At 66.6% G+C, this 20665-nt stretch carries 28 protein-coding genes; all 28 read left to right on the forward strand.

Annotated features, from left to right (window positions below):
- Position 1 precedes the first annotated feature (1 nt).
- The 28 genes from H5V44_RS00610 to H5V44_RS00745 all read left to right on the forward strand — a co-directional run bounded on the left by H5V44_RS00610 (position 2) and on the right by H5V44_RS00745 (position 20662).
- Entirely contained in the window at positions 2–1018 is a 1017-nt protein-coding gene (locus H5V44_RS00610) for a 50S ribosomal protein L3 (protein WP_185191204.1), read from the forward strand.
- Between the two features lie 3 nt (positions 1019–1021).
- Positions 1022–1768, forward strand: a complete 747-nt coding sequence (gene rpl4p, locus H5V44_RS00615) for a 50S ribosomal protein L4 (RefSeq protein WP_185191205.1) — start codon at positions 1022–1024, stop codon at positions 1766–1768.
- Positions 1765–2019, forward strand: a complete 255-nt coding sequence (locus H5V44_RS00620; RefSeq protein WP_185191206.1) for a 50S ribosomal protein L23 — start codon at positions 1765–1767, stop codon at positions 2017–2019. The genes rpl4p and H5V44_RS00620 overlap by 4 nt, the downstream gene beginning before the upstream one ends.
- Position 2020: 1 nt before the next feature.
- Positions 2021–2758 carry a 50S ribosomal protein L2 gene (locus tag H5V44_RS00625; RefSeq protein ID WP_185191207.1) on the forward strand — a complete coding sequence of 246 codons (738 nt, stop codon included), beginning with the start codon at positions 2021–2023 and terminating at the stop codon, positions 2756–2758.
- On the forward strand, positions 2755–3177 hold the full coding sequence (locus H5V44_RS00630; protein WP_185191208.1) for a 30S ribosomal protein S19: 423 nt from the start codon (positions 2755–2757) through the stop codon (positions 3175–3177). The genes H5V44_RS00625 and H5V44_RS00630 overlap by 4 nt, the downstream gene beginning before the upstream one ends.
- A 3-nt stretch (positions 3178–3180) precedes the next feature.
- A complete protein-coding gene (locus tag H5V44_RS00635) occupies positions 3181–3651 on the forward strand; it encodes a 50S ribosomal protein L22 (RefSeq protein ID WP_185191209.1) in 471 nt (156 codons plus the stop codon).
- Complete coding sequence (locus tag H5V44_RS00640) at positions 3651–4559, forward strand: 30S ribosomal protein S3 (RefSeq protein ID WP_185191210.1); 909 nt, start codon at positions 3651–3653, stop codon at positions 4557–4559. The genes H5V44_RS00635 and H5V44_RS00640 overlap by 1 nt, the downstream gene beginning before the upstream one ends.
- A gap of 2 nt (positions 4560–4561) precedes the next feature.
- Positions 4562–4774 (forward strand): 50S ribosomal protein L29, encoded by a 213-nt coding sequence (rpmC, locus tag H5V44_RS00645; RefSeq protein WP_185191211.1) that lies wholly within the window; start codon positions 4562–4564, stop codon positions 4772–4774.
- Between the two features lie 9 nt (positions 4775–4783).
- Positions 4784–5239, forward strand: a complete 456-nt coding sequence (locus tag H5V44_RS00650; protein ID WP_185191212.1) for a ribonuclease P protein component 1 — start codon at positions 4784–4786, stop codon at positions 5237–5239.
- On the forward strand, positions 5230–5556 hold the full coding sequence (locus H5V44_RS00655) for a 30S ribosomal protein S17 (RefSeq protein WP_185191213.1): 327 nt from the start codon (positions 5230–5232) through the stop codon (positions 5554–5556). The genes H5V44_RS00650 and H5V44_RS00655 overlap by 10 nt, the downstream gene beginning before the upstream one ends.
- Entirely contained in the window at positions 5556–5954 is a 399-nt protein-coding gene (locus tag H5V44_RS00660; protein WP_185191214.1) for a 50S ribosomal protein L14, read from the forward strand. Before H5V44_RS00655 ends, H5V44_RS00660 begins: the two co-directional genes overlap by 1 nt.
- 1 nt (position 5955) lies before the next feature.
- Positions 5956–6312, forward strand: a complete 357-nt coding sequence (gene rplX, locus H5V44_RS00665) for a 50S ribosomal protein L24 (protein WP_185191215.1) — start codon at positions 5956–5958, stop codon at positions 6310–6312.
- A complete protein-coding gene (locus tag H5V44_RS00670) occupies positions 6309–7073 on the forward strand; it encodes a 30S ribosomal protein S4e (RefSeq protein ID WP_185191216.1) in 765 nt (254 codons plus the stop codon). The genes rplX and H5V44_RS00670 overlap by 4 nt, the downstream gene beginning before the upstream one ends.
- Positions 7070–7594: a 50S ribosomal protein L5 gene (locus tag H5V44_RS00675; protein ID WP_185191217.1), complete on the forward strand. Its 525-nt coding sequence runs from the start codon at positions 7070–7072 to the stop codon at positions 7592–7594. The genes H5V44_RS00670 and H5V44_RS00675 overlap by 4 nt, the downstream gene beginning before the upstream one ends.
- Entirely contained in the window at positions 7591–7767 is a 177-nt protein-coding gene (locus tag H5V44_RS00680; protein ID WP_185191218.1) for a 30S ribosomal protein S14, read from the forward strand. Before H5V44_RS00675 ends, H5V44_RS00680 begins: the two co-directional genes overlap by 4 nt.
- 1 nt (position 7768) lies before the next feature.
- Positions 7769–8161 (forward strand): 30S ribosomal protein S8, encoded by a 393-nt coding sequence (locus H5V44_RS00685; RefSeq protein ID WP_185191219.1) that lies wholly within the window; start codon positions 7769–7771, stop codon positions 8159–8161.
- A 2-nt stretch (positions 8162–8163) separates the two neighbouring features.
- Positions 8164–8700, forward strand: a complete 537-nt coding sequence (locus tag H5V44_RS00690) for a 50S ribosomal protein L6 (RefSeq protein WP_185191220.1) — start codon at positions 8164–8166, stop codon at positions 8698–8700.
- Between the two features lie 207 nt (positions 8701–8907).
- A complete protein-coding gene (locus tag H5V44_RS00695; RefSeq protein ID WP_185191994.1) occupies positions 8908–9612 on the forward strand; it encodes a 50S ribosomal protein L32e in 705 nt (234 codons plus the stop codon).
- The gene (locus H5V44_RS00700; protein WP_185191221.1) at positions 9609–10070 is read left to right on the forward strand and encodes a 50S ribosomal protein L19e; all 462 of its coding nucleotides are present in this window, start codon (positions 9609–9611) and stop codon (positions 10068–10070) included. The genes H5V44_RS00695 and H5V44_RS00700 overlap by 4 nt, the downstream gene beginning before the upstream one ends.
- Complete coding sequence (locus H5V44_RS00705) at positions 10070–10624, forward strand: 50S ribosomal protein L18 (RefSeq protein WP_185191222.1); 555 nt, start codon at positions 10070–10072, stop codon at positions 10622–10624. The genes H5V44_RS00700 and H5V44_RS00705 overlap by 1 nt, the downstream gene beginning before the upstream one ends.
- Positions 10621–11274 (forward strand): 30S ribosomal protein S5, encoded by a 654-nt coding sequence (locus H5V44_RS00710; RefSeq protein WP_185191223.1) that lies wholly within the window; start codon positions 10621–10623, stop codon positions 11272–11274. Before H5V44_RS00705 ends, H5V44_RS00710 begins: the two co-directional genes overlap by 4 nt.
- A complete protein-coding gene (locus H5V44_RS00715) occupies positions 11274–11738 on the forward strand; it encodes a 50S ribosomal protein L30 (protein WP_185191224.1) in 465 nt (154 codons plus the stop codon). Before H5V44_RS00710 ends, H5V44_RS00715 begins: the two co-directional genes overlap by 1 nt.
- On the forward strand, positions 11735–12232 hold the full coding sequence (locus tag H5V44_RS00720) for an uL15m family ribosomal protein (RefSeq protein WP_185191225.1): 498 nt from the start codon (positions 11735–11737) through the stop codon (positions 12230–12232). The genes H5V44_RS00715 and H5V44_RS00720 overlap by 4 nt, the downstream gene beginning before the upstream one ends.
- Positions 12233–12235: 3 nt before the next feature.
- On the forward strand, positions 12236–13705 hold the full coding sequence (gene secY, locus H5V44_RS00725; protein WP_185191226.1) for a preprotein translocase subunit SecY: 1470 nt from the start codon (positions 12236–12238) through the stop codon (positions 13703–13705).
- 399 nt (positions 13706–14104) lie between these two features.
- On the forward strand, positions 14105–16063 hold the full coding sequence (locus H5V44_RS00730; protein WP_185191227.1) for a pentapeptide repeat-containing protein: 1959 nt from the start codon (positions 14105–14107) through the stop codon (positions 16061–16063).
- Positions 16064–16411: 348 nt separating this feature from the next.
- A complete protein-coding gene (locus H5V44_RS00735; protein WP_185191228.1) occupies positions 16412–17665 on the forward strand; it encodes a tRNA (N(6)-L-threonylcarbamoyladenosine(37)-C(2))-methylthiotransferase in 1254 nt (417 codons plus the stop codon).
- A gap of 172 nt (positions 17666–17837) precedes the next feature.
- Positions 17838–18461, forward strand: coding sequence for a helix-turn-helix domain-containing protein (locus tag H5V44_RS00740; RefSeq protein WP_343067664.1), 624 nt, complete (start codon positions 17838–17840; stop codon positions 18459–18461).
- Between the two features lie 221 nt (positions 18462–18682).
- Positions 18683–20662, forward strand: a complete 1980-nt coding sequence (locus tag H5V44_RS00745; protein ID WP_185191229.1) for an ABC transporter substrate-binding protein — start codon at positions 18683–18685, stop codon at positions 20660–20662.
- Positions 20663–20665: the final 3 nt, after the last annotated feature.

The following is a 20665-nucleotide window of genomic DNA, read 5'->3' on the forward strand; positions in this document are numbered from 1 at the left end:
TATGCCACAACCAAGCAGACCACGAAAAGGTTCGATGGGCTTCAGCCCGCGGAAGCGCGCGGCCAGCGAGGTCCCGCGTATCCGGTCGTGGCCCGACGACGACGGGGCCCCGGCCATCCAGGGGTTCGCCGGCTACAAGGCCGGAATGACCCAGGTGATGATGGTCAACGACCAGGCCAACTCCCCCCGCGAAGGGATGGAGGAGGCCGTGCCGGTGACCGTCGTGGAGACGCCGCCGATGCGCGCCGTCGCCCTTCGAGCCTACGAGGACACGCCGTACGGTGCAAAGCCACTGACCGAAGTGTGGACCGGGGAGTTCGCCGAGTCGCTCGATCGCGTGCTCGATCTCCCCAACGAGGACACCTTCGAGTCGGACGCAGAGGACCTCCGCTCGGCCGTCGAGGCCGGCGACGTCGACGATGTCCGCCTCATCACCCACACCGTTCCCGCCGAGATGCGGAACGTCCCCAAGAAGGACCCCGACGTGATGGAGACCCGGGTCGGCGGCGGCTCCCTTGAGGAGCGCGTCGACTTCGCGCTCGATCTCGTCGGCGACGGCGGCGACCACGAGCTCTCGGACGTCTTCCGTTCCGGCGAGTATCTCGACGTCGCCGGCGTCACCAAGGGGAAGGGAACCCAGGGCCCCGTCAAGCGGTGGGGCGTCCAGAAGCGGAAGGGCAAACACGCCCGCCAGGGATGGCGGCGCCGGATCGGCAACCTCGGTCCGTGGAACCCCTCCCGCGTGCGCTCGACCGTCCCCCAGCAGGGGCAGACGGGCTACCACCAGCGGACCGAACTGAACAAGCGCCTCCTCGCGATCGGCTCGGGGAGCGAACCGACAGTCGACGGCGGCTTCGTCGGCTACGGCGAGGTCGACGGACCGTACGCGCTGATCAAGGGCTCGCTCCCGGGCCCCGACAAGCGCTTGCTGCGGTTCCGGCCCGCCGTCCGGCCGAGCGACCAGCCGCGCCTCGATCCCGAGGTACGCTACGTGTCGACCGAATCGAACCAGGGTTAAACTATGCAAGCAACAATTCGCGACCTGAACGGCGACGACGCCGGCACGCTCGACCTCCCCGAGGTCTTCGAGACCGCCTACCGTCCGGACCTCATCGAGCGCGCCGTGGTCGCCGCGCAGGCCAACCGAAAACAGGCGTACGGTGCCGACCCCTACGCGGGGTTGCGAACCCCCGCGGAGTCGTTCGGCAGCGGCCGCGGGATGGCGCACGTCCCCCGCGAGAACGGGCAGGCTCGGCGCGTCCCCCAGGCTGTCTCCGGCCGGAAGGCACACCCGCCGAAGGCCGAGAAGGACCAGGGCAAAGACATCAACGACAAGGAGCGGAAACTCGCCGTCCGATCGGCGCTGGCCGCCACGGCCGACGCGGAGCGCGTCGCCGACCGCGGCCACGAGTTCGATGACGATGTCGAACTCCCCGTGGTCGTCTCCGACGACTTCGAGGAGCTGGTGAAGACCCGCGAGGTCGTCGACCTGCTCGAATCCCTCGGCGTCCACGCCGACATCGAGCGGTCCGACGGGAACAAGAAGGTGAAGGCGGGCCGCGGCAAGACGCGTGGCCGGAAGTACACCCGGCCGAAGTCGATCCTCTTTGTGACCTCGGAGGAGCCCTCGAAGGCGGCGCGGAACCTCGCCGGCGCGGACGTGGTCACCGCCGACAACGTGAGCGCGGAGGATCTCGCGCCCGGCACGCACGCCGGCCGGCTCGCGCTGTACACCGAAAGCGCGATCGAGGAGGTGGCGGACCGATGAGCACGATCATCGAACATCCCCTCGTGACCGAGAAGGCGATGGACGAGATGGACTTCGACAACAAGCTCCAGTTCATCGTCGACATCGACGCCACGAAGAACGACGTGGTCGAGGAAGTCGAGTCGCGTTACGAGGTGTCGGTCGTGAGCGTCAACACGCAGGTGACACCGCAGGGCAAGAAGAAGGCGACCGTCCGACTCGGCGACGACGACGACGCACAGGAAGTCGCCTCGCGGATCGGGGTGTTCTAAGATGGGACGACGAATCCAGGGGCAACGTCGCGGCCGCGGCACGTCCACGTTCCGGGCGCCGTCGCACCGCTACAAGTCCGACCTCTCGCACAAGAAGGACGAATCGGACGACACCGTCTCCGGGACGGTCGTCGACATCGAACACGACCCCGCACGCAGCGCGCCGGTCGTCGCCGTCGAGTTCGAGGACGGCGACCAGCGGCTCGTGCTCGCGCCGGAAGGTGTCGCCGTCGGCGATTCCATCCAGGTCGGGGTCAGCGCGGAGATCAAACCCGGCAACACGCTGCCGCTCGCGGAGATCCCCGAGGGCGTGCCGGTATGTAACATCGAGCGCCAGCCCGGCGACGGCGGGAAGTTCGCCCGCGCGTCGGGCACCAGCGCCCAGATCATCACCCACGACCGTCACGTGACGGCGGTGAAGCTGCCCTCGGGCCAGACCAAGCGGCTGAACCCCGAGTGCCGCGCAACCGTCGGCGTGGTCGCGGGCGGCGGCCGAACCGAAAAGCCGTTCGTGAAGGCCGGCAAGAAGCACCACAAGATGAAATCACGCGGTACCAAGTGGCCCCGGGTCCGCGGGGTCGCCATGAACGCCGTCGACCACCCGTTCGGCGGCGGCGGCCGCCAGCACCCCGGACAGCCGAAGTCCGTCTCGCGGGACGCCCCGCCGGGACGGAAGGTCGGCGACATCGCCTCGAAGCGAACCGGTCGCGGCGGCAAAGGAGGCAAGGACAACTCATGAGTTCCGAATACCGAACCGGCCGCGAGGGTGAGTTCACCTACCGCGGCCACACGCTCGACGAGCTGCAGGAGATGTCGCTCGACGAGGTCGCGGAACTGCTCCCCGCACGCCAGCGGCGAACCATCCAGCGAGGGCTCTCGGTCCAGCAGGAGAAGCTTCGGGAGCGCGCTCGGGAGGCCGGCGAACAGGAGACGGCCAACGACCCGATCCGGACGCACCTCCGGGACATGCCGGTCCTGCCGGAGTTCGTCGACCTCACGTTCGAGGTCTACACCGGCCAGTCCTTCGAGCGCGTCCGCGTCGAACCCGAAATGATCGGCCACTACCTGGGCGAGTTCCAACTGACACGGACGTCGGTGGAACACGGCCAGGCCGGCATCGGCGCGACCCGGTCCTCGAAGTTCGTGCCGCTCAAATAACCCATGGGTATCAACTACAGCGTCGAGGCCGACCCGGAGACCACCGCCAAGGGGATGCTCCGCGATCGGCCCATCAGCCTGAAGCACAGCAAGGCCATCGCACGGCAGATCAAGGGACGGACCGTCGCGGAGGCGCAGTCGTACCTCCAGGACGTCATCGATGAGGTCCAGTCGGTCCCGTTCAAGCAGCACAACTCCGGCGTCGGCCACCGGTCGGACATCGACGGGTGGGACGCGGGCCGCTACCCCGAGAAGGCCTCGAAGGCGTTCCTGGAGTTGCTGGAGAACGTCGCCTCGAACGCCGACGAGCAGGGGTTCGACGGCGAGGAGATGGCGATCAAACACGTCGCCCCCCACAAGGTCGGCGAGCGCCAGGGCCGGAAGCCCCGGGCGTTCGGCAGCGCCGACCCGTGGAACACGCCGATCTGCGACGTCGAACTGATCATCGAGGAGCCCGAGGAGGTCGAAGCCTGATGGCGGACGAACACCAGTTCATCGAGGACGGCCTCCAGCGCTCCCAGATCGACGAGTTCTTCGCGGACGAACTCGGCCGAGCCGGCTACGGCGGGATGGACGTCGCGAAGACGCCGATGGGGACCCAGATCGTCCTCAAAGCCGAGAAGCCCGGCATGGTCATCGGCAAGGGCGGGAAGAACATCCGGAAGGTCACCAGCGAACTCGAGGAACGGTTCGACCTCGACGACCCACAGATCGACGTCCAGGAGGTCGACGAGCCGGATCTCAACGCCCGCATCGTTGCGGACCGCCTGGCCAACGCCCTCGAACGAGGGTGGTACTTCCGGAAGGCGGGCCACACCACGATCGACCGGATTATGGAGGCCGGCGCGCTCGGCGCGGAGATCGTCCTGAGCGGGAAGGTAACCGGCGCCCGGTCGCGCGTCGAGAAGTTCAACCGCGGCTACATCAAGCACAACGGCGAGCCCGCCCAGGAGATCGTCGACGAGGGGCAGGGCGTCGCGGTGATGAAGCTCGGCACCATCGGGGTAACGGTCAAGATCATCCCGCCGGGTGCGGAGCTGCCCGACGACTTCGAGATCCGCGAGGACGTCGACGTCGAGCCCGTCGAGCAGGTCGCAGAAAGCGAGGGCGTCGAGGCCCTGCTCGAAGAGGAACCCGAGGAGGTCCCCGAGGCAGGTGCCGAGGACGACGAGGTCGAAGTCCCCGACGAGACGCCCGAGGAGGTCATCGACGAGGACGTCGTCGAGGAGGTCATCGACGAGACCGAAGAGGAGCCGGTCGAAACGGGCGACAGCGATGACGACGACGAAGAGCCCGACCTCGACGACCTCGACGAGGACGTCGAGGCCGAGGCCGAGGAGCTCTTAGACGAGATGGAAGGCGAAGACGAGGAGGACGCCTGACGATGGCGATTCTCTACCCCGAGGAGATCCGTGATATGACCGCCGCCGAGCGGGAGGCCGAACTCGAGGAGCTCGAGACGGAACTCCTGAACGCGCGGGCGGTCCAGGCCGCCGGTGGCGCGCCGGAGAACCCCGGCCGCGTCGGCGAGCTGAAACGGACGATCGCGCGGATCAAGACGATCCAGCAGGAAGAAGGCGACCTCGACGAGAACTAAGTTACGACGATGGCACTGACACCCGAGACACTCACGCGACACGAACTCAACGGCCTCCGCGTGGCCGTCGTCGACGCGCCCAACCCCGACCTCGTCGGGACCGCTGGCCGCGTCGTCGGCGAGACGATGCGGACGCTGCGTGTCGCCGTCGAACCCAGCGCTCCGGGCGACGGAGCGAGCGACGCGTCCGTCGCGGCGTCCCGGGTGAAGCAGGTGCCCAAGCGGGGCTCGACGTTCGAGTTCGAGCTCCCACCGGGCGACGACCCCGAGTGCACAGATGAAGCCGCCGACGTTGCGAAGGCGTCGGGGACCGCGTCCGAACTTCGGTCGGAAACTGCCAGCGGATTGGACGCTGGTCAGTCTGGCCGTTGCCAGGGCGCGGCCTACGTTACGGTGGATGGCACACGGTTGCTCTCACGACCCGCACTGCGGACCGAGAAGCGAGGAGATTCACTATGGCGATAGGACTGAACGTAGAAGAACCGGAGGAGCCGTGCTCCGACGCGAACTGTCCGTTCCACGGGACGCTTTCCGTGCGCGGACAGACGCTCGAAGGAACGGTGGCCTCCACAGATATGGAGAAAACCGTCGTTGTGGAGCGTGAATACGACGTTCACGTGCCCAAGTACGACCGCTACATGAAGCGGCGTAGTCGCATTCCGGCCCACGCACCACCGTGTGTGGACCTCGCGGAGGGCGACACGGTACGCATCGCGGAGACCCGACCGCTGTCGAAGACCAAGGCGCACGTCGTGGTCGAGACCCTCGGAGGTGACGCGTGATGGAGGCACTCAAAGCCGACGTCACGAAGGGCCTCGAACGGGGCTCGCTCATCACCTGCGCGGACAACACTGGCGCACGCCAGTTGAAGGTAATCAGCGTGAAGGGCTCCGGCGGAACCAAGAACCGACACCCCAAAGCGGGCATCGGCGACCAGATCACCGTCTCGGTGACCAAAGGGACGCCCGAGATGCGCCGCCAGGTGCTCCAGGCCGTCGTCGTCCGCCAGCGGAAGCCGATCCGCCGGCCGGACGGGACGCGCGTGAAGTTCGAGGACAACGCCGGCGTCATCATCGACGAGATGGAGGAGCCGCGCGGGACCGAGATCAAGGGCCCCGTCGCGCGTGAGGTTGCAGAGCGCTTCGGGAGCATCGCATCCACGGCGACGATGATCGTATAGTATGAGTGAACAACCACGCAAACAGCGAAACCAGAAACGAAACGCGCCGCTGCACGAGCGGCAGAACGAGGTCCGTGCGACCCTCTCGGAGGACCTCCGCGAGGAGTACGGCCAGCGGAACGTCCGGGTCAACGCCGGGGACACCGTCGAGGTGCTCCGCGGCGACGACGCCGGCACCGAGGCCGAGGTTCTCACGGTCGACCTCCGGGATACGGTTGTTCACGTCGAGGACGTGACCGTCGAGAAGGCCGACGGGGAGGAGGTCCCCCGGCCGCTCGACGCGTCGAACCTCCGCGTGACGGATCTGGACCTCGAGGACGACCGCCGCAAGGAGCGGCTCGAGGAGGACACCGAATGACCCGACATCAGAAGCGACTCTCGGCACCGAACGCCTGGCCCGTCGAGCGGAAGACGGCCACGTTCACCGTCAAGGCCGGCGCGGGCCCGCACGGGGAGGCAGGGGTTCCCCTGGTCGTCCTGCTGCGGGACGTGCTCGGCTACGTCGACTCGACGAAGGAGGCGCGCTACGCCCTCAACGAGGGGTCGGTCCTCGTCAACGGCGACGCCGTCTCCGACGAGCAGCGCCCGGTGGGGATGTTCGACATCCTCGCGTTCACCGAGCGCGAAGAGTACTACCGCGTCTTCCCCCAGGAGGGCGGCCGCCTGGCACTGACGCCGATCGACGCCGAGGCCGCGGGCAGCCGCCTCGGGAAGATCGTCGGCAAACGGCAGGTCGCCGGCGGCGCCACCCAGTTGACGCTGCACGACGGCGAGAACGTCCGGCTCGAGGACGCCGACGTCGACTACGACACGAAGGACTCGCTGGTCGTCGACAACGATTCCGGCGAGATCGTCGCGCACTTCCCCTACGAGGAGGGTGCCTTAGTGACCGCGGTCGACGGGTCGCACTCGGGGGACATCGGCCGGATCGACGAGATCACCGTCACCGCCGGTAGCGGCGACAACACCGTCACCGTCGACACGGACGACGGCGCCTTCGAGACGATCGAGGAGTACGTCGTGGTCATCGACGAGCAGTTCGTCGACGGCGAGGAAGCGGACGAGGCGTCCGCTGACGCGGACGAAGCAGAGTCCGCCGACGGAGGTGACGACGAATGAGCGAGTCGTTCCACGAGATGCGCGAGCCGCAGATCGAGAAGGTCGTCGTCCACATGGGCGTCGGCGAGGGCGGTCGCGAACTCGCGAACGCCGAGGAGATCTTAGAGGAGATCGCCGGCCAGGAGGCGGTCCGGACGACCGCCACCCGCGCCGCCACGCAGTTCGGGGCTCGGACGGGGGACCCGGTCGGCGCGAAGGTCACCCTTCGCGGCGACGCGGCCCACGAGTTCTTAGAGACCGCGCTGGCCTTCACGGACCTCTCCGCCGGGCAGTTCGACGACACCGGGAACTTCAGTTTCGGCGTCGAGGAACACACCGAGTTCCCCTCCCAGGAGTACGACCCCCAGATCGGGATCTACGGCCTGGACGTGACGGTCAACCTCACGCGACCCGGCTACCGGGTCACAAAGCGCGACAAGGCCTCGCGGTCGATCCCGTCGAGCCACCGGCTGACGCCGGAGGACGCGGTCGCGTTCATCGAGGAGACGTTCGACGTCGACATCGCGGAGGACACAGAATGAGCGAATCAGAAGCAGAAGCGACGGGCGAACACGCCACTCGCCGCACGGGGCAGAACCACGAGTGTCGACGGTGTGGCCGCAACCAGGGCCTCGTCGGCAAGTACGACATCTACCTGTGCCGGCAGTGTTTCCGTGAGGTCGCCCGCGAGATGGGATTCAAGAAGTACCGATAGTATGGCAGGAAACGATCCACTGGCGGACGCGCTCGCAGGCGTCGACAACGCCGAGAGCGTCGGCCACCTGTCCCACGAGATACAGCCCGCCTCGAACGTCATCGGCTCCGTCCTCGAGGTCTTCTACGACCGCGGGTACATCGGCGGCTTCGAGTTCGTCGACGACGGCAAGGCCGGCCGCTTCGAGGTCGAACTGAACGGCGCAATCAACGAGTGTGGCGTCGTCAAGCCCCGCTATTCGGCGGGCGCAGACGAGTTCGAGCAGTGGGAGAAGCGATACCTCCCCGCCCGCGACTACGGGACGCTCATCGTCACGACGAGCCACGGCGTGATGAGCCACTACGACGCCCGCGAGGCGGGCGTCGGCGGCCAGGTAATCGCCTACGTGTACTGACAATGACGGGAACAGCAATCGAGATTCCGGACGAGGTCTCCGCCGAGGTGTCCAACCTCGATCTGACGGTCGAGGGGCCGAACGGCAGCGTCACGCGGACGCTGTGGTACCCCTCCGTGAGCGTCAGCGTCGAGGACGGCGACGTCGTCATCACGACCGACGCGGACGACGCCAAGACGAACGCCACCGTCGGGACCTTCGAGAGCCACGTGTCGAACATGATCCACGGGGTCACCGAAGGCTGGGAGTACGAGATGGAAGTCTACTACGCCCACTTCCCGATGCAGGTGAACGTCGAGGGCGACGAGGTCGTCATCGAGAACTTCCTCGGGGAGCGCTCCGAGCGACGGACGCCCGTCCGCGGAGACACTGAGGTACAGGTCGACGGCGAGGTGGTCACCCTGAGCGGTCCATCGAAGGAGGACGTCGGGCAGACCGCCGCCGACATCGAACAGCTCACCCGCGTGACCGACAAGGACAACCGCGTCTTCCAGGACGGGGTCTACATCACGCAGAAACCCCAGACGGGAGGTGCCTGATCGATGTCCGACGACGAACCAACCGAGAACGACGACACGGAGGAACTCGAGGGCGTCGACGACGTCGACGAGACGGAAGCGACCGAGGAGGTCGCGGACGAGACCGAAGACGTCGACGAGACCGAAGACGTCGACGAGACCGAAGACGTCGACGAAGCTGTGGAGGCCGGCGAGCCCGACGACAGCGACGACGCCGAGGGGACGGACGTGGACGACGGCGACGAACTCACCTCGCTGGCGGACATCAGCGGCGTCGGCCCCTCGAAGGCCGACGCGTTGCGGGCGGCCGGCTACGAGTCGATCGACGACGTGAAGGCCGCGAGCCAGGCGGAGCTGTCGGACGTCGACGGGGTCGGCAACGCCCTGGCGGCCCGGATCAAGGCCGACGTCGGCGGCCTCGAGGTCTCCGAGGAGACCGAGGCCGAGGTCGAAGACGAGAGCGCCGAGGAAGACGAAGACGAGGCCGTCGAGACGGAGCTCCGTCCCCGCGGCCACGCCGACAAGACGCCCGACCTCGACGACGAGACGGCGCGGGCGCTCGCACAGAAGCACCGCGAGGGCAAACCCGCGTTCCGTCGCCAGAAGTACCACGCCAAGAAGCGCGTGCCCGAATCGTGGCGGAAACCCCGCGGCAACCTCTCGAAGCAGCGCCGGGGAATCAAGGGCAAAGGCGCGATGGTCGAGGCGGGCTTCCGCTCGCCGACGGCCGCCCGCGGCCTGCATCCGTCCGGCTTCGAGGAGGTCCACGTCCACAACGTGGACGACCTCGAGGGCGTCGACGGCGACACCCAGGCCGTCCGCATCGACTCGAAGGTCGGTGCACGGAAGCGCGAGCGAATCGAAGAGGTCGCCGAAGAGGAGGAAATCCGCGTCCTCAACCCCACATACGTCGAAGTGGAGGTCGAAGAATGACGAACCTACGAGCACAGAAACGAATGGCCGCAGACGTCCTCGACGTGGGCAAGGACCGTGTCTGGTTCGATCCCGACGAGCAGTCGGAGATCGCCGACGCGATCACCCGCGAGGACATCCGCGATCTGGTCGACCAGGGAGTCATCCGCGCGGAGGACGCGAAGGGCAACTCCAAGGGTCGGGCCCGCGAGCGCGCCGAGAAGCGCAGCTACGGCCACCGGACGGGCGCCGGCACCCGCAAGGGCAAATCCGGCGGCCGGAAGGCGGAGAAGGACGAATGGGTCAGCCGCATCCGCGCCCAGCGCCGTCGTCTGAAGGAACTGCGCGACGACGGCCCGCTCACCCCGACGCAGTACCGCGAAGCGTACAACAAGGCGTCGGGCGGCGAGTTCGAGGACGTGGCGCGGCTCGAAGCGTACCTGCGGAACGAACACGACATCGATACGGAGACAGCATAATGGCAACAGGACCACGCTACACGGTGCCGATGCGACGTCGGCGCGAGGTCCGGACGGACTACCACCAGAGGTTGCGCCTGCTGAAATCGGGCAAACCCCGCCTCGTTGCTCGCGTGAGCAACAACCACGTCAGGGCGCAGCTGATCACCCCCGGACCGGACGGAGACGAAACGCACGCGGCCGCCTCCAGCGAGGAGCTCGGAGAGTACGGCTGGGAGGCCCCCACGGGGAACCTGCCCAGCGCGTACCTCACGGGTTTCCTCGCCGGAACCCGCGCCGTCGACGCCGGCCTCGCGGAGGCCGTCCTCGACATCGGACTCAACACCGCGACGCCCGGCAACAAGGTGTTCGCGGTCCAGGAAGGAGCGATCGACGCTGGCCTCGATATCCCCCACAACGACTCGGTACTCGCCGAGTGGCCACGTAACCGCGGCGAGCACATCGCCGACTACGCCGAGCAACTCGACGAGCCGCTGTACAGCGGGGACTTCGACGCCACGAACCTCCCGGAGCACTTCGACGACGTGCTCGGGCGACTACAGGAGGACGTATGAGCCAACGCAACAACGACGGCTGGACGCCGCGAACGCGGCTCGGCCGAATGGTACAGGACGGCGACGTGACGTCGATGGAACAGGCCTTAGAGACCGGTCTCCCGCTGAAGGAGCCGGAGCTCGTCGACCAGCTCCTGCCGGGGCTGGACGACGAGGTGCTCGACATCAACATGGTCCAGCGGATGACCGACTCCGGCCGCCGGGTGAAGTTCCGGTGTGTTGTCGCGATCGGCAACCGCGACGGGTTCCTCGGGTACGCCGAGGGCCGCGACGACCAGGTCGGCTCCGCGATCCAGAAGGCGATCGACGTCGCGAAGCTGAACATCATCTCGGTGGACCGCGGCTCCGGCTCGTGGGAGGACTCGGCCGGCGGCGTGAACTCCCTGACCCGGAAGGCCGAGGGGAAAGCCGGCTCGGTCACCGTCGAGATCATCCCCGCCCCGCAGGGGCTGGGGCTGGCGGCGGCGCCGACCGTCCGCAACATCCTCGAACTCGCGGGCGTCGAGGACGCCTGGACCCGCTCGAACGGGAACACCCGGACGACGGTCAACCTCGCGAAGGCGACGTACAACGCCCTGCAGAACGCCTCCCAATCGCGGACCCCGCGGCGCGCGGCGGCCAAACAGCGCGAAGCGGAGGTCGAGGAGTGATGCAGGCGATCGTCCAGATCCGCGGCGAAGTGAATATGAGTGGCGACGTCCACGACACGCTCAAGATGCTCAACATCCACCGCGTGAACCACTGCGCGTTCGTCCCCGAGACGGAGACGTACCGCGGGATGATCACGAAAGTGAACGACTACGTCGCTCACGGCGAGCCGAGCGTCGACGCCGTCGAGACGGTGCTCTCGACGCGCGCGGAGCCCGCGGAGGGCGACGCCGAGGTCGACGAGGCGTGGCTGGCCGAGCACACCGATTACGACGACTTCGAGTCGCTCGCGGCGGCGCTCGTCGACGAGGAGACGACCCTGCGGGAGCAGGGCCTCTCGCCGGCGCTCCGGCTCCACCCGCCGCGGGGCGGGCACCGCGGCCAGAAGCATCCGACCACCGAGGGCGGACAGCTCGGGAAGCACAGTACCGAGGCGATCGACGAACTCCTGGAGGCGATGCGATGACGTCGAAGAAGCGACGCCAGCGCGGCTCCCGGACCCACGGCGGCGGCAGCCACAAGAACCGGCGCGGCGCCGGGCATCGCGGCGGCCGCGGCCGCGCGGGACGGGACAAACACGAGTTCCACAACTACGAGCCGATCGGCAAACACGGGTTCAAACGGCCCGAGGACTCCGTCCGCACGGTCGCCGAGGTCAACGTCTCCGAGCTCGACGAGGACGCGGCGCTGCTCGCGGCCGAGGGCCTCGCGGAGGCCGACGGCGACGCCTACCACATCGACGCCCGCGACGTCGCGGAGGACGCCGAGGACGCCGACGTCGTGAAGGTCCTCGGGGGCGGACAGGTCCGCCAGGAGCTGCACCTCGTCGCCGACGCGTTCACCGAGAGCGCGGCCGAACTGATCGCCGAGGCCGGCGGCAGCGTCGAACTCACCGAGCGCGGCGAGGAGCTGCTCGCCGAGGCCGAAGCCGACGCCGAAGACGACGACACAGAGGAGTAACCTATGGGATGGAAGGAGGCCGCCGAACCGGTGCTAACGCGGATGCCCTCGGTTGCCCGTCCGGAGGGGCACGTCCCGTTCAAGCGGAAGATCGGGTGGACCGCCGGCATCCTGGTGCTGTATTTCTTCCTGACGAACGTGGTGCTGTTCGGGCTGCAGACCGGCGGCGCGGGCGGGGACTTCTACGGGCAGTTCCGGAGCATCCTCGCCGGCGCACAGGGGTCGATCCTCCAGCTCGGGATCGGGCCGATCGTCACGGCGAGCATCGTGCTGCAGCTGCTCGGCGGCGCCGACCTGCTGGGGCTCGACACCGACGACCCGCGCGATCAGATCCTCTATCAGGGGCTCCAGAAGCTGCTCGTGGTCGTGATGATCTGTCTGACCGGACTGCCGATGGTGTTCGGCGGGAACTTCCTGCCGCCCAGCCAGGCGCTCGGGCAGTCGCTCGGGATCGGCACGGGCGGCGTGCGGGCGCTGATCTTCGCGCAGATCTTCGTCGGCGGCGTCCTCATCCTCTTCATGGACGAGATCGTGAGCAAGTGGGGCGTCGGGTCCGGCGTCGGGCTGTTCATCATCGCCGGCGTCAGCCAACAGCTTGTCGCCGGGCTGTTCAGCTGGCAGTCGCTGGGCGGCCAGAGCGGCTTCTTCCCGACCTGGATCGGGATCGTCACCGGCGCCGTCGACATCGGGTCGCCGCTGACGCCGGGCGGGCTCTCGGATCTGTTCCTCGGTCAGGGGCAGATCCTGGCGTTGATCACGACGCTTCTGATCTTCGGGATCGTCGTCTACGCCGAGAGCGTCCGCGTCGAGATCCCGCTGTCGCACGCGAACGTGAAGGGCGCGCGGGGCCGCTTCCCGGTGAAGCTCATCTACGCCAGCGTCCTGCCGATGATCCTCGTGCGGGCGCTTCAGGCCAACATCCAGTTCCTGGGGCAGATCCTGAACAACTGGTGGACGGGGATGCCCGCGTGGGTCGGCCAGTACAGCCAGGGCCAGGTCACCGGCGGGCTGTTCTGGTATCTCGCGCCGATCCAGTCCAGACAGGACTGGATGTGGTTCCTGGGGTTCACCTCCCAGGATCCCGGCGCGATCGCGTTGCGGGTCGCAATCGACCTGACGTTCATGATCATCGGCGGCGCGATCTTCGCGATCTTCTGGGTTGAGACCACCGGGATGGGCCCCGAGGCGACCGCCCGGCAGATCCAGAACTCCGGGATGCAGATCCCCGGGTTCCGGCGGAACCCGCAGGTCATCGAGAAGGTGATGGAGCGGTACATCCCGCAGGTGACCGTCATCGGCGGGGCGTTGGTCGGCCTGCTCGCGGTGTTGGCGAACATGCTCGGCACCATCGGCGGCGTCTCCGGCACCGGCTTGCTGCTTACGGTCTCGATCACGTACAAACTGTACGAGGAGATCGCCGAGGAGCAGCTGATGGAGATGCACCCGATGATGCGCGAGATGTTCAACAACTAGTCCCGAATATCTACACTTCTTTAAGTTCTCTACCGGCCCTCAGCGGCTGCTCCGGATTCAACCTTCGGCCACATCACCAGTAGGACGCTCAGAAAATATCCGGCTTCGATCCGCCGACGGGATTACTCCGAATGACAGTATAGTCATAGACACAGCAGTGGCTGTTCCGGGAGGTGTCGGGGCCTGACCTCCCCCGACGACTTCTTCGACCAGATCGACGACGCCGAAGCCGTCGCGGCTGATGACACGGATTCGGTTTAATCGTCGACCGAGCAATCAGAAGCGGACCGCGTCCGCTCGGAGAAAGGATGTGAGACCTTCCTGCGTGTAACGAAAGGCTCCGTCTCGTCCCTATATGACCTGACGGTTATTAGACAGGCCCGCTTTTCTCCAGTGAGTATGTCGTCAGACCAGCCTGCCGGCGACGTTCCAGACGACCGGTGTGGCTATACGTATCCCGAGGACTTTGATCCGGCTGAGTACGATCCCGAATATACCCAACGCTCGAACAGCTGCGTTCGACCCCCACTGCCAGATTCGGGGCGATGCAAGATTCACGCCGATCCAGACGATACTGAATACAAAACCGAGTCTCTCAACGCTGGCTCACCGGGTGGAGTCTCAATAGACGGCGCGATTCTGCCCGGTGAGTTCGCAACGTACGTGAATTGGAGTAACGTTTCACTTCTGAGGGATGTCGACCTGGCCGAGGCGAACCTGGAAGGGGCTGACCTGTCCGAGGCGAATCTGGCCTGGGCCGACCTGACCGAGGCAGACCTGTATGATGCCAATCTGGCCGAGGCAAACCTGAATCGGGCCGACTTGGCCGAGGCGAACTTGGAAGGGGCCGACCTGGCCGAGGCGGCCCTGCTAGAGGCCGACCTGTCCGAGGCATACCTGTATGACGCCGACTTGGCCGAGGCGAACCTGTATGACGCCGACTTGGCCGAGGCGAACCTGTATGATGCCGACCTGTCTGGGGTAGACTTGGCAGAGGCCGACCTAGCCGAGGCGACCCTGTCTGATGCCGACCTGTCCGAGACGAATCTGGCCTGGGCTGACCTGTCTGAGGCGTTCCTGGGAAGGGCCGACCTGTCCGAAGCGAACCCACAAAAGGCCGACATAGCCGAGGCAGACTTGGTAGGAGCCGACCTGTCCGAGGCGAACCTGTCGGAAGTTAACCTGCCCAGGGCGACCCTGAACGACGCCGACCTGACCGAGGCGTACCTGTATGATGCCGACCTAGCCGAGGCGACCCTGCGAGAGGCCGACCTGACCGAAGCGGACCTGTACGATGCCGACCTAGCCGAGGCGGCCCTGCGAGGGGCCGACTTGTCCGGGGTGGACCTGCGAGAGGCAGACCTGTCCGGGGCAGACCTGAAACAGGCCGACCTGACCGACGCGAACCTGGAATGGGCCGACCTGTCCGAGGCGGTCCTGCTAAAGGCCGACCTGTCCGAGGCGACCCTACAAGAGGCCGACCTGTCCAGGGCAGACTTGGAAGAGGCCGACCTGACCGACGCGAACCTCGAAGAGACCGACCTGTCGGAGGCGGCCCTGAACGAAGCCGACCTCACGGGTGCTAACTGCGAGAACGCCACATTCAACGAGACGACGCTGGTCCGAGCGTCGTTAGATACCACCGACCTGGTCCGCGCCGACTTCTCCGAGGCGCACCTCTTCGGCACGACTTTCGACGGTGCTCGCATCGACGGCGGGACACAGTTCTCCACCGAGGGCCCGGTTGCGGATTTGGACACTGCAAATCACTGCCGCTACGATACCGATGCCCACCCGGCCGACCCAATCGAAACTGTCGCCGAGAGTGCCGAGGCGTTTAAGAACCGTGACGAATCGCTCGAAGAAATCCGGGCCCGCCGCGCCCGAAGCACCTACCGGCGGTTGGAGACGCTGGCCAGCACGAACGGGTATCCGGACCTACAATCGGAGATGTTCGTCCGGCGGCAGGAGGCGCGCCGTGAACTGTTGGCTGCCGAAGGGAGAACCCTGAGTGCCCTGTTTGCGGGCGTTCAGCGGCTACTGTTCAACTATGGAGAGAGCTTCCGACGGATTCTGGGGATCTCTCTGGTGACGATTCTGCTGGGCTGGCTGCTGTACCTGACCACGGGTATCGTCGAGACGAACGGCGGGACCTCCTTGCGACCCGAGGTGGTCGCGGACTCGCCAGTATTACTGATTAGAGCGCTACATCACAGTACCCTAGTGTTCTTCGCTGGCAACCAGTTGCTCGAACCCACAGGGGTGGTCGGTGAGTTTGTGATCGTCGCTGAGGCGATGGTTGGCCCGATTTTAGTCGCGCTGTTGATTTTCGTCCTCGGTCGTCGGGCGGCGCGGTAAGCCCGACAGCGGCGATCCATCCGACGTGGGTACTGAGTACACTCCACACTCACCACCCCGCGGGGCTGATCTGCGCAACTCCAACTGGCGCTCCTTTTCGACTGCAGGACCGGCCCCCTCGCCGACGACGCGGCGCGCTGTCGATCGACAACTGCTGGCTTTAGAACTGAATCGTGGTTCCCACGACCTCCGAGTGCACTCTCACAGCTGATTCATCACAGATCAGTTTGGAACGAACGAACGGAGCCTCTGTTGCACCCATCTTCTATATTCAGCAGGTGGTCACCGACTAACTCCCGCCGAACCGCGGCGCTTTTGCTTGCGGATCCGGTATACCTTATCGACCGAATGGCCCGGTACCACATCGAGACGTACGGCTGTGCCTCGAACCGCGGCGAGAGCCAGCGGATCGAGACCGCGCTCCGCGACGCCGGCCACTACCCCGTGGACGGCCCCGACGAGGCCGACGTCGCGATCATGAACTCCTGTACGGTCGTCGAGAAGACCGAGCGGAACATGCTCCGCCGGGCCAAGGAACTCGAATCCGAAACCGCGGACCTGATCGTCACCGGGTGTATGGCCCTGGCACAGAGCGAGGAGTTCCGCGAGGAGGGCGTCGACGCCCAGATCCTCCACTGGGACGACGTGCCCGCCGCGGTCACGAACGGCGAGTGCCCGACGCCGGGTCCCGACACCGAACCCGTCCTCGACGGCGTGGTCGGCATCCTGCCGATCGCCCGCGGCTGCCTGTCGAACTGCTCGTACTGTATCACCAAGTTCGCGACCGGCCGCGTCGACTCCCCGCCGGTGGAGGACAACGTCGAGAAGGCCCGCGCCTTGGTCCACGCCGGCGCGAAGGAGCTCCGGATCACCGGCCAGGACACCGGCGTCTACGGGTGGGACGAGGGCGAGCGGAAGCTTCCCGAACTCCTAGACCGGATCTGCTCGGAGATCGACGGCGAGTTCCGGGTCCGGCTCGGGATGGCCAACCCCGGCGGGATCCACGGGATCCGCGAGGAGTTGGCCGACGTCTTCGCCCGGCACGACGAACTCTACAACTTCGTCCACCTGCCGGTCCAGTCGGGCTCGGACACGGTACTGGAGGATATGCGCCGCCAGCACCGCGTCGACAAGTTCGTGGAAATCGTCGACACGTTCGACGACCGACTCGACCACTGGACGCTGTCGACCGACTTCATCGTGGGCTTTCCGACCGAAACGCCCGAAGACCACGCACAGAGTATGGCGCTGTTCCGGGAGGTGCGCCCCGAGAAGGCGAACGTCACCCGGTTCTCGAAGCGCCCCGGCACCGACGCCGCCGATATGAAGGGGCTGGGCGGGCAGGTCAAGAAGGACCGCTCGAAGGAGATGTCCGAACTGAAGCGGGAGGTCGTCGCGGAGGCCTACGAGTCGATGCTCGGCGACGTCAGGGAGGTGATGGCGATCCGGGAGGGAACCGGTGACTCGATGAAGTGCCGCGACGACGCCTACCGCCAGATCATCGTGCGCGACGCCGCCGACCGCGGGATCGAACCCGGCGACACCCTCGACGTCGAGGTCACGAGCCACCAGACCGTCTACGCGTTCGGCGACCCGGTGTAGGGCCGCAGCGACACTCTGGGACGAGGGTTTATGTGCGCACCAGCGGTAGATCCGGTACTTCCGGACGGGGTGATCATCCATTCTCCGCATCGAATTTCAGACGGTTCCCTCCGGTGTCGCGAGCGAACTGCTGGACCGGACGCCGGACGTCCGGCGGATCGAGTTCGAGAACGTGTTCTACGCCGACGAGGGAAACTGGATCGAGTCGCTGCTCGTCACCTCGGGGCAGTCGTTCGACCCGGACGCGGCCACGGAGGGGCTCTCCCGGGTCGAACTCTTCCACCACGAGCGGGTGACGGTTGGGTCGACCGACCGCCCGACCCACCGACTGACGGTCGTCGCACACGAGCCGTACCCCTTCCTCCTCGGGGAGATCCTCAGGGGCAATGCGATCCCGAACCGGCTGGAACTCCGCCAGGAGTACTTCGACGGCGTCGTCACGGTCGAGGAGTGGGACGCCTTCCGGGAGCTCGCAGACAGGATCCAGGACCGGTTCGGCCGGTTCGAGCTTCTGAGCGTGAACCAGGTCGAAACCACCGGGGCGGCGCTCGGCAGCGGACAACTCGCGCGCGTGCTTCGGAACGAACTCTCGCCCGAACAGCTCACCGTCCTCCGCACCGCCCACCGGCTGGGGTACTTCGAGGTGCCGCGGGGGACCTCCGCCGAGGACATCGCCGCCGAACTCGACATCGCCCAGTCGACGCTGTCCGAACGGCTCCGGCTGGCGGAAAAACGGCTGTTCGATCTGGTCTTCACGCGCACCGAGGAACCGCCGGCCGACGCCGCCGGCGAGTGATACAGTGGCCAATGTGCCGATGTCGACGGACCCGGGCTCTCACTGTCGGGACCCACCCCCGTTCCGGCCGTTCCATCGGTTCAGTAACCGGTATTAGCTAGCCGTGCGGGGTCGACGTAGACGATGCACGCTTCGTTTCCGGTTCCACTGATAAAGGATGATGATCATTCGGGGCCATCGGGGATAGGTTCAAACTAATCCCTGATGATTGATCAGCCGGGATGTCGCAAGACAAGAACTTCGAGATCGAAACGGGAGTCTCATCGCGACGGCGGTTCATCCAGATCGCGGGGGCAGCGGGCCTCGCGGGGATGGCCGGTTGCGGGAGCGGCGGTGACGACGGCGGTGGCGGCGGCGGTGACGACGGCGGTGGCGGTGACGACGGCGGCGGTGGCGGCGACGACGGCGGCGGTGGCGGCGGCGACGCCGAGTCCATCGAGACGCGGTTCTGGGAGGAGTGGCCCGCCGACACCAAGGGGGTAGACGTCAACGACGAGGCGATCCAGTTCGAGTACACCGCAGTCGAGGGCGAAGCGGTGCCCGAGGTCGGGACCCACTTCGCGCAGGCGGAGACGCCGTGGATGCGGGAGTTCGCCCTGCAGGTCCAGCAGTCGTTCAACGACGTCGGCGTTCCGGTCAACCTCATCAACGTCCAGCCGAGCACCCGGTACGGCGAATTCTGGCGGGCCGACATCGGCCACCCGATGCCGGTCACGATGAACCTCCACGGCCCGGACCCGCAGCGCGGGCTCGACCCCAACCCGTTCCTGATGCGCGCACATCCGGAGACGGGTGGAAACTACTACAACTACAAGAACGACGAGGTCACCGAACTCCTCGACGAACAGGCGTCGACGATCGGCGACCAGGAGGCCCGAGCCGAGATTTGCGGGGAGGTTCAACAGCTGCTCAGCGAGGACGCATACCTCATCTCGGCCAACTTTCCGGAAGTCATCACGGTGGCGAACACCGCCGACTGGGAGGGGTACGTACCCACCCCCGGGAACGGGACGACCCGCGACTCCTTCATCTGGACGCAGGTCAACCTCGAGCCGCAGGGCGACTCCACCACCTGGGTGAAGGGCGTCACCTCCGGGATCCAGGGCACCAACCTGCCGTTCTCCAGCGGCGGCCAGGAGGAAAAGCGCCTCCTGAACACCTACGACGGGCTGTTCGACGCCTCCCCGCAGCTCGAGATCGTGCCCGCCCTGGCGACCAACGCGGACGTCGTCGACGACACGACCGTCGAGATGGACCTCCGCGAGGGCGTCCAGTGGCACGACGGCGAGTCCTTCGGCCCGCAGGACGTCAAGTTCAGCGTCGAATACTACCAGGAGAACAACGCGCCCCAGCAGGCCGCGTTCGTGCGGACGATCGACAGTGTCGAGGTGCTGTCGGAGACCGGCGGCGGCCGCGTCCGGTTTACGCTCACCGAACCCGACGCCGCGTTCCTCACCCAGCGGGTGGTCCGCAGCGCCATCATCCCGGAACACCGGTGGTCCGACGTCGACAGCCCCGCGGAGTACAACCCCGAGAACCCGGTCGGCACCGGGCCCTTCTCGTTCGTCAGCTGGGAGCAGGGGTCACAGCTCCGGATGGAGAAACACGAAAACAACTGGATGTGGGACGACGAGATCCGGCGGGAGCTCGTCGGCGAGGAGTACTTCGTCGCCGGCGACGGCATCGACGAGATCGTCTGGGCGAACGTCGGCAACGTCTCGACGCTCATCGGCGCGATGCAGTCCGGCGACATCGACGCCATCGGCACCACCGTCTCGAACGCACAGGCCGACCGCGCGGCGAGCGCAAGCGGCGTCGAAAAGCAGACCGCGCGGAACTACGTCCCCACGGACGTTCACCTCAGTCACCTGGTGCCGCTGTTCCGTGACAAGACGTTCCGCGTCGCCTTGAGCCACGCCTTCGACAAGGAAGGCTTCGTCGAGAACACCCTCGGCGGCCGCGGCGAGGCAATCGACGGCCAGAACCTGATCACGCCGATTCTGACGCCGTACTACTCGGAGACCGAGCCCTACGAGTACAACCCCGAGATGGCACAGGAGATGCTCCAGCAGGCCGGGTACACCTTCGACGGCGACGACAACCTCGTGTGGCCAGAGGGCGACGCGTGGGATGCCTTCGCCGACCGAGTGGAGAACGGCCACGCGAGCCGACAGGACCTGGATCAGCCCGACTTCTCCTAACAG

The organism is Halobellus ruber (assembly GCF_014212355.1).
GTDB lineage: Archaea > Halobacteriota > Halobacteria > Halobacteriales > Haloferacaceae > Haloquadratum > Haloquadratum rubrum.

Bases quoted from the DNA above. Each gene is read 5' to 3' on its own strand.
- H5V44_RS00610 (WP_185191204.1), top strand. From the start codon at position 2: ATGCCACAACCAAGCAGACCACGAAAAGGTTCGATGGGCTTCAGCCCG.
- H5V44_RS00700 (WP_185191221.1), top strand. From the start codon at position 9,609: ATGACGAACCTACGAGCACAGAAACGAATGGCCGCAGACGTCCTCGAC.
- H5V44_RS00690 (WP_185191220.1), top strand. From the start codon at position 8,164: ATGACGGGAACAGCAATCGAGATTCCGGACGAGGTCTCCGCCGAGGTG.
- H5V44_RS00745 (WP_185191229.1), top strand. From the start codon at position 18,683: ATGTCGCAAGACAAGAACTTCGAGATCGAAACGGGAGTCTCATCGCGA.
- H5V44_RS00710 (WP_185191223.1), top strand. From the start codon at position 10,621: ATGAGCCAACGCAACAACGACGGCTGGACGCCGCGAACGCGGCTCGGC.
- H5V44_RS00720 (WP_185191225.1), top strand. From the start codon at position 11,735: ATGACGTCGAAGAAGCGACGCCAGCGCGGCTCCCGGACCCACGGCGGC.
- H5V44_RS00675 (WP_185191217.1), top strand. From the start codon at position 7,070: ATGAGCGAGTCGTTCCACGAGATGCGCGAGCCGCAGATCGAGAAGGTC.
- H5V44_RS00680 (WP_185191218.1), top strand. From the start codon at position 7,591: ATGAGCGAATCAGAAGCAGAAGCGACGGGCGAACACGCCACTCGCCGC.
- H5V44_RS00735 (WP_185191228.1), top strand. From the start codon at position 16,412: ATGGCCCGGTACCACATCGAGACGTACGGCTGTGCCTCGAACCGCGGC.
- H5V44_RS00635 (WP_185191209.1), top strand. From the start codon at position 3,181: ATGGGTATCAACTACAGCGTCGAGGCCGACCCGGAGACCACCGCCAAG.
- H5V44_RS00685 (WP_185191219.1), top strand. From the start codon at position 7,769: ATGGCAGGAAACGATCCACTGGCGGACGCGCTCGCAGGCGTCGACAAC.
- rplX (WP_185191215.1), top strand. From the start codon at position 5,956: ATGAGTGAACAACCACGCAAACAGCGAAACCAGAAACGAAACGCGCCG.
- secY (WP_185191226.1), top strand. From the start codon at position 12,236: ATGGGATGGAAGGAGGCCGCCGAACCGGTGCTAACGCGGATGCCCTCG.
- rpmC (WP_185191211.1), top strand. From the start codon at position 4,562: ATGGCGATTCTCTACCCCGAGGAGATCCGTGATATGACCGCCGCCGAG.
- H5V44_RS00705 (WP_185191222.1), top strand. From the start codon at position 10,070: ATGGCAACAGGACCACGCTACACGGTGCCGATGCGACGTCGGCGCGAG.
- H5V44_RS00715 (WP_185191224.1), top strand. From the start codon at position 11,274: ATGCAGGCGATCGTCCAGATCCGCGGCGAAGTGAATATGAGTGGCGAC.
- rpl4p (WP_185191205.1), top strand. From the start codon at position 1,022: ATGCAAGCAACAATTCGCGACCTGAACGGCGACGACGCCGGCACGCTC.
- H5V44_RS00670 (WP_185191216.1), top strand. From the start codon at position 6,309: ATGACCCGACATCAGAAGCGACTCTCGGCACCGAACGCCTGGCCCGTC.
- H5V44_RS00660 (WP_185191214.1), top strand. From the start codon at position 5,556: ATGGAGGCACTCAAAGCCGACGTCACGAAGGGCCTCGAACGGGGCTCG.
- H5V44_RS00640 (WP_185191210.1), top strand. From the start codon at position 3,651: ATGGCGGACGAACACCAGTTCATCGAGGACGGCCTCCAGCGCTCCCAG.
- H5V44_RS00620 (WP_185191206.1), top strand. From the start codon at position 1,765: ATGAGCACGATCATCGAACATCCCCTCGTGACCGAGAAGGCGATGGAC.
- H5V44_RS00655 (WP_185191213.1), top strand. From the start codon at position 5,230: ATGGCGATAGGACTGAACGTAGAAGAACCGGAGGAGCCGTGCTCCGAC.
- H5V44_RS00625 (WP_185191207.1), top strand. From the start codon at position 2,021: ATGGGACGACGAATCCAGGGGCAACGTCGCGGCCGCGGCACGTCCACG.
- H5V44_RS00730 (WP_185191227.1), top strand. From the start codon at position 14,105: ATGTCGTCAGACCAGCCTGCCGGCGACGTTCCAGACGACCGGTGTGGC.
- H5V44_RS00630 (WP_185191208.1), top strand. From the start codon at position 2,755: ATGAGTTCCGAATACCGAACCGGCCGCGAGGGTGAGTTCACCTACCGC.
- H5V44_RS00650 (WP_185191212.1), top strand. From the start codon at position 4,784: ATGGCACTGACACCCGAGACACTCACGCGACACGAACTCAACGGCCTC.